The following is a 6,106-nucleotide window of genomic DNA, read 5'->3' as shown; positions in this document are numbered from 1 at the left end:
CTTTTTAATTGAAGGAACCGAGAAGGCATCTTTTTATTCAATCAATCCCCATGAAATTTCTGATGTATTTGGAGTAATCGAAATTTTTTATAAAAGCAATTTGAGTTCAGCCTATCAATTTCAAAATAATGATCATTCGATCAGCACAAAAAAATATAAAATTCCGTTTACAAATCGCTCAACAAAATGGAGATATATCATTACCAAACAATTTAACTCGTCGATAACAACAATAAATGTAGCTAAAACGAATGGTTCATCAATAGATTTTACATTGCTGGGAAGCTCACCACCAGGGAAATTTATTTTTACGTCCAACAATGTATTACCACTTAAACAAGATCCAATTGCGGGGATTAAATTGACAGACAGTACAAATAAAGTGATTATAGCCAATTTACCAAATCCTCCTTTAAATCTCATAAGAACAGAAGGTTCTGATACTTTCTCAGATATTTTAATCACAATCTAATTAAAAACCTACCAACATGGCAGATGTATTTAAAACCCCCGGGGTCTATATACGTGAGATCCCAACGTTTCCACCTTCCGTAGCTGAAGTGGAAACTGCTATTCCTGCATTCATCGGTTATACTGAGAAAGCAACTTTTAACGGTAAAGATCTTACGCTGTTACCCCAGCGAATTAGTTCATTGCTAGAATATGAACAATTGTTTGGTCTGGCCCAGAAGGAAACAGCATTTACTGTAACCATTACAGACACTACCAATAGTGATTCTTCAGTTGCAAGAACAATCTCAATTGATAAGGCAGCCGCAACGAGTTCAAGGTTCAAACTATACTATGGGCTGCAGATGTATTTCGCCAATGGAGGAGGTCCGTGTTACATAGTGTCAGTCGGCCAATATCCTTCTTCAGCTCCTTCTGATACTGACATTGCATCACAAAAACTGCAAGATGGTTTAGCTGCAATAGCGAAAGTTGATGAGCCTACCTTACTGCTTTTCCCGGATGGGCCTTCTTTAGATTCATCAAGMTATTATTCACTGATTAATCAGGCACTAAATCAATGTTTTCTGCTTCAGGACAGATTTACCATTATTGATGTAATACAACAAAAGGGCACGCCTAACGACATTAACAGCTCAGCGGATGATTTTAGAAATGCTGCAACCCTGGGTAGCAACCTGGATTTGATAAAATATGGAGCTGCTTATTTCCCTTATCTGGAAACTATATTAAACTATCGATTTGAAGACAATGACGTAAACGTAATTTACAAAACAGTTGTTGGAGGAGTAACAACCACCCAAACTGTCGAAACTCCTGCTAGTGATCCGGGAAATATTAGTCTGGCAAGTATTCTAAATCCGCTGTCTACTTTAAAAGAATCAATAAAAACAGGTCTGAATCTTCAGAAACCTCCTGCAACCGTACCAACATCACCTGTTACCCCACCAGCAGTTACTGGCAATACGGAGCTATATAATGTTATCAAGCTCCAGCTTCAAAAAATAACGATTGTTATGCCACCTTCATCAGCAGTTGCAGGTATTTATGCTGCTGTTGATAGTTCAAGAGGTGTTTGGAAAGCACCTGCCAATGTCTCACTATCTTATGTAAATGCGGCATCGTTAAAAATTTCTCATCAGGATCAAATGTCATTAAATGTAGATCCAACTTCAGGTAAATCAATAAATGCGATAAGGTATTTTACGGGTAAGGGAGTGATGGTATGGGGAGCCAGGACACTGGCCGGAAATGACAATGAATGGCGTTATGTCCCAGTGCGTAGGTTCTTCATTTTTGCAGAAGAATCTATCAAAAAAGGAACCGAATGGGTTGTTTTTGAGCCAAACGACGCCAATACCTGGGTGAGGGTAAGGGCCATGATCGAAAACTTCCTGATTAAACAATGGAGGGCAGGAGCGCTTGCAGGTGCTAAACCGGAACACGCATTCTTTGTTAGGGTTGGTTTAGGTGTAACTATGACCGCGCTTGACATATTGGAGGGCAGAATGAATATTGAAATTGGCATGGCAGTAGTACGTCCGGCAGAGTTTATCATTCTCAAATTCTCTCATAAACTTCAGGAATCTTAATTAATCAGCTTTAAAAGCTCATCTAAAACAAAATAAAATGGCAACTTATCCACTACCAAAGTTTCATTTCCAGGTTGACTGGGGCGGAACCAAAATTGGCTTTACGGAAGTAAGCGGATTAAATATCGAAAACAAACTGATTGAATATCGTGACGGAGCATCGCCAGAATTCAGTAAAATTAAAATGCCCGGTATGAGGGAATTTAGCAACATCACACTAAAACGAGGGGTTTTTGCTGCAGATAATGAGTTCTATCAATGGTTAAATACCATAAGCCTTAATACTGTTGAAAGGCGGGATGTAGTTATAAAACTACTTAATGAAAATCATGAACCTGTAGTAACCTGGAAAATTAAGAACGCCTTTCCAATTAAAATACAAAGTACAGATCTAAAGGCTGACGGAAGTGAAGTTGCTATTGAACAACTTGACCTGGCCCATGAAGGGCTTACTATACAAAATGGTGATTAACCTATAATATTATGAGTTTAATCAGTGGTATCATTGATGGATTAATCTATCCACCTGTTGGCTTTCATTTTCTTGTTGTATTTGAAATGTTCCCGCAAACGCCTCAGGATGTGCGTTTCCAAAGTGTAAGCGGATTAAGTGCAAGTATTACAACAGAAACTGTGGCCGAAGGCGGGGAGAACAGGTTTAAACACCAGTTTCCCGGCGTTCCTCAGTACAACAAACTGGTACTGAAACGCGGATTGTTTCTAGGGTCTTTTGTAAGTCACTGGTGTCGGGACAGTATCGAAAATTTTAATTTTCAGCCCAAAAACATCCTTGTGAGTTTATTGAACGACAGTCACATTCCGCTAAACGTATGGCATGTTTTTAATGCCTACCCAACTAAAATTGACGTCTCCGAATTCAATGCAGAGCAAAATACAATGGTAGTAGAAACATTAGAGTTAACCTACCAGTATTTTAAACCTATGGGGCTCGATGATTTGTTAATGGGGGCTGTAGGCGCCGTTGGGGGCGCAATAAGCGGAGGTGTCTCTGGATCTGTAAGTTTTTAGATTATGCCGATTATAATAAACGAAATCGAAATCGCTGTATCTGTGTCTGATGATGCTTCTTCTTCAGGGGCTCATCAGGGCAGCAATACTCCTTCAAAAGAAGACATCATTAAAGAATGCGTAGAGCAGGTTATGGAAATCCTTAAACAAAAAAATGAACGGTGACCATGGGAATTCTTGATGCCTTAAATCCCTTTAAGCCTGCTGATAAGCTTAAAATTGAGTCATGGGAGAAAATTGATCGGGCAGGAGACTCGGAGAAAACATTTTCTACTTTTATTAATCCTGATGAAATTACGCTTAATTACACTGTTTTATCAGAGCAGAATCCTGCAAGTGGAGCAACAGGTAATGCAGGGCCATTTCTTGGCACTACACCATTTGAAGTTACATTAAAGTTTTTTTTAGATGGTACAAATGCCACAGGAGTTCCATTGGATGTTAAGGATAAGATTATTGAATTTTATCAAACTACAGGGTATGATGGTAAAGGGCATAGGACTAGATTTCTTCGTATAAATTGGCCAGGTTTAATTTGGTACAGGGCCAACCAGTTTGCATTTGATTGTATCTTAAAAACAGCAAATATCCAATACAAACTATTTAATAACGGAGGCAAACCACTTCGGGCAATTATTACAGCAACTTTCATTGAAAAAAGAGCCAAGGAGCAAATTGAAGCCGAAGAAGATAAAAAATCCGCAGACCTTACCCATATCCGAATTGTAAAAGAGGGGGATACATTACCAGCAATGGTTCATAAAATTTACGGCAATTTTAAATATTATCTGGAAATAGCAAAGGTTAATAATTTGAAAAATTTCAGGGATTTGATACCCGGACAGAAATTGGTTTTTCCACCTTTTGATAAGAATGTAAAATCGTAAGGCAATGGCTGAAGAAAGAATGATTCCTGAAGTTGAGTCGGTTGCTGAATTCAAACTCAAAATAAACGGCGAAGATGTACCTCAATCGGTAGCTAAGCAATCTGTTTTTGTTACCAAGGTGGTCAATAAGATATCTTCTGCCATTTTAGTTTTTCAGGATGGAGATGCTTCTGACGGGATATTTCCATTAACTGATGGAGATTTATTCAGCCCAGGCAACGAAATAGAAATTGAAGCAGGGGATTCAGACACTACTGTAAATATATTCAAAGGAATTATAATTAAACAATCACTCAAGATAAGAACGGGTATGGCACCGTTGCTTACAGTAGAATGTAGGCACAAAGCAATAAAAACAACGATCGGTCGTAAGAATGCCTATTTTCATGATCTCCCTGATTCGGATATTATCACCCAGATTTTAGAAGATGCGGGTTTTACGGATATCAACGTTGAATCTACCGATGTAACTTACAAAGAAATGGTTCAATACAATTCTACTGATTGGGACTTCATTTTAAGCAGGGCAGAAGCAAATGGTAATATCATATTGACAAACGACGAAAACATCGTTATTAAAAAACCCACGGTTACCGGCGAGGCCATTCTCTCGCTTTTACATGGAGCAACAATTATAGAACTCGATGCAGAGATGGATAGCAGAAATCAATATACTTCAGTAATTGGTAAAGCATGGGATATGGCCAACCAGGAAATAGCTGAATCCACAGCCAACGACCCTTCTGATTTAGAAGAGCAGGGGAGCTTTACAACAACAGAGTTAGCTTCAGTTGCCAGCCCCGCTGAAATATCGCTAAACCATTCGGGTTCAATAGATCCACAGGAAACTCAAGCCTGGGCCGATGCAGAGTTGTTGAAATCCAGATTATCGAAAATAAGAGGCAAAGTGAAATTTCAAGGTATTGCTAACATTAATCCGGGCGATGTGGTGGAATTGAATGGGCTAGGCCAACGATTTAATGGAAAGGCTTTTGTAAGCGGTGTAAGACACGATTATACCCTGTCAAACGGATGGAAAACACATGTTCAGTTTGGTCATAGTCCTGATTCGTTTATGGAAGAAAACCATATTGTTGCACCAAAAGCCGGCGGATTATTACCAGGCGTAATTGGGTTACATACCGGCATTGTTACCGATAATGAGGACCCTGATGGAGAACAACGTGTTAGGGTAAAAATGCCTTATATTAATGCGAATGATGATGGAGTATGGGCAAGGATAGCCCTAACAGATGCGGGAAATGAAAGAGGAATGTTCTTCAGACCAGAGCTTGACGATGAAGTGCTTCTTGGTTTTTTGTACGATGACCCTCGTCAGCCTGTTATTTTGGGCATGCTTCACAGTTCCAATAAAGTTCCACCGATACAACCTTCAAATGACAACCATAAAAAGGGTTACACTTCCCGCGAAAAATTGAAATTGACTTTTGATGATGACATCAAAGAAATTAAAATTGAAACCCCTGGAGAAAACAAAGTATTCATTAGCGATGATAAACAAGGCTTTAGTGTTGAAGATCAGAGTGGAAATAAAATCATTACTGAGCCTTCGGCTATTACAGTAAAAGATGCCAACGGTAATGAAATAAATATAGATATCAATGGAGGACTGATAAAAGTACATGGAAATACAAAAGTAGTGGTGGATGCCCCTCAGATAGAACTTGTTGACGGTGCTTCTCATCCACTTGTATTTGGAGATGAATTACTTACTTACCTAAACCAAATTGTAAACATATACGCTACACATATGCACCCTGGTGAGACCGCGCTGGGATTACCTGTGAGTCCTGCACCACCCGTTCCTCCAATGCCACCAGCTACACCAAGTCTATTATCAGTAAAAGTTAAAACAGGATAATTATGGCCTTAATTCCAGGAACCCCCTCAGATCTTGCCGGAAGCATGGCAGAAGCAATTCAGGCTGCATTCAATGAGCATTATCCAGAAGTAATGGGGAAAAATCCTCCAGAAACAAATAAACAGATGACGCTTTTATGTGTGGCAGTAGCCATAGGGGTAATTAATCATTTAAAAGCTCATCCTGAAGCTTTTGTAATAAAAACAAAGTTCAATGATGATACGCTATATAACGCGGTAGTTGAA

The 6,106-nt window shown here is 39.1% G+C and carries 8 protein-coding genes; all 8 read left to right on the top strand.

Annotated features, from left to right (window positions below; genetic code table 11):
• Nucleotides 1-472 (top strand): hypothetical protein (locus AC1DG9_RS21780; RefSeq protein WP_477635224.1); only part of this gene is annotated, 472 nt, incomplete at its 5' end.
• A gap of 16 nt (nucleotides 473-488) precedes the next feature.
• The gene (locus tag AC1DG9_RS21775; protein WP_477635223.1) at nucleotides 489-2,063 is read left to right on the top strand and encodes a phage tail sheath family protein; all 1,575 of its coding nucleotides are present in this window, start codon (nucleotides 489-491) and stop codon (nucleotides 2,061-2,063) included.
• 37 nt (nucleotides 2,064-2,100) lie between these two features.
• A complete protein-coding gene (locus tag AC1DG9_RS21770; RefSeq protein WP_048905512.1) occupies nucleotides 2,101-2,535 on the top strand; it encodes a phage tail protein in 435 nt (144 codons plus the stop codon).
• Nucleotides 2,536-2,546: 11 nt separating this feature from the next.
• The gene (locus tag AC1DG9_RS21765) at nucleotides 2,547-3,092 is read left to right on the top strand and encodes a phage tail protein (RefSeq protein ID WP_172662896.1); all 546 of its coding nucleotides are present in this window, start codon (nucleotides 2,547-2,549) and stop codon (nucleotides 3,090-3,092) included.
• A 3-nt stretch (nucleotides 3,093-3,095) separates the two neighbouring features.
• A complete protein-coding gene (locus AC1DG9_RS21760) occupies nucleotides 3,096-3,257 on the top strand; it encodes a DUF5908 family protein (RefSeq protein WP_172662897.1) in 162 nt (53 codons plus the stop codon).
• A 2-nt stretch (nucleotides 3,258-3,259) separates the two neighbouring features.
• Entirely contained in the window at nucleotides 3,260-3,979 is a 720-nt protein-coding gene (locus tag AC1DG9_RS21755) for a CIS tube protein (protein WP_172662898.1), read from the top strand.
• Nucleotides 3,980-3,983: 4 nt separating this feature from the next.
• Nucleotides 3,984-5,861, top strand: a complete 1,878-nt coding sequence (gene vgrG, locus AC1DG9_RS21750) for a type VI secretion system tip protein VgrG (protein WP_172662899.1) — start codon at nucleotides 3,984-3,986, stop codon at nucleotides 5,859-5,861.
• A 2-nt stretch (nucleotides 5,862-5,863) separates the two neighbouring features.
• On the top strand, nucleotides 5,864-6,106 hold a 243-nt coding region (locus tag AC1DG9_RS21745; protein WP_477635222.1), incomplete at its 3' end, for a hypothetical protein.

The sequence above is a fragment of the Pedobacter sp. 05L430 genome (genome assembly GCF_056397585.1).
Note: the sequence above shows the minus strand (reverse complement) of the source record. Positions and strands in the feature narration are given on the sequence as shown.

Excerpts from the sequence above, each read along its gene's own strand:
- AC1DG9_RS21770 (WP_048905512.1), top strand. The coding sequence starts at position 2,101 with ATGGCAACTTATCCACTACCAAAGTTTCATTTCCAGGTTGACTGGGGC.
- AC1DG9_RS21765 (WP_172662896.1), top strand. The coding sequence starts at position 2,547 with ATGAGTTTAATCAGTGGTATCATTGATGGATTAATCTATCCACCTGTT.
- AC1DG9_RS21760 (WP_172662897.1), top strand. The coding sequence starts at position 3,096 with ATGCCGATTATAATAAACGAAATCGAAATCGCTGTATCTGTGTCTGAT.
- AC1DG9_RS21755 (WP_172662898.1), top strand. The coding sequence starts at position 3,260 with ATGGGAATTCTTGATGCCTTAAATCCCTTTAAGCCTGCTGATAAGCTT.
- vgrG (WP_172662899.1), top strand. The coding sequence starts at position 3,984 with ATGGCTGAAGAAAGAATGATTCCTGAAGTTGAGTCGGTTGCTGAATTC.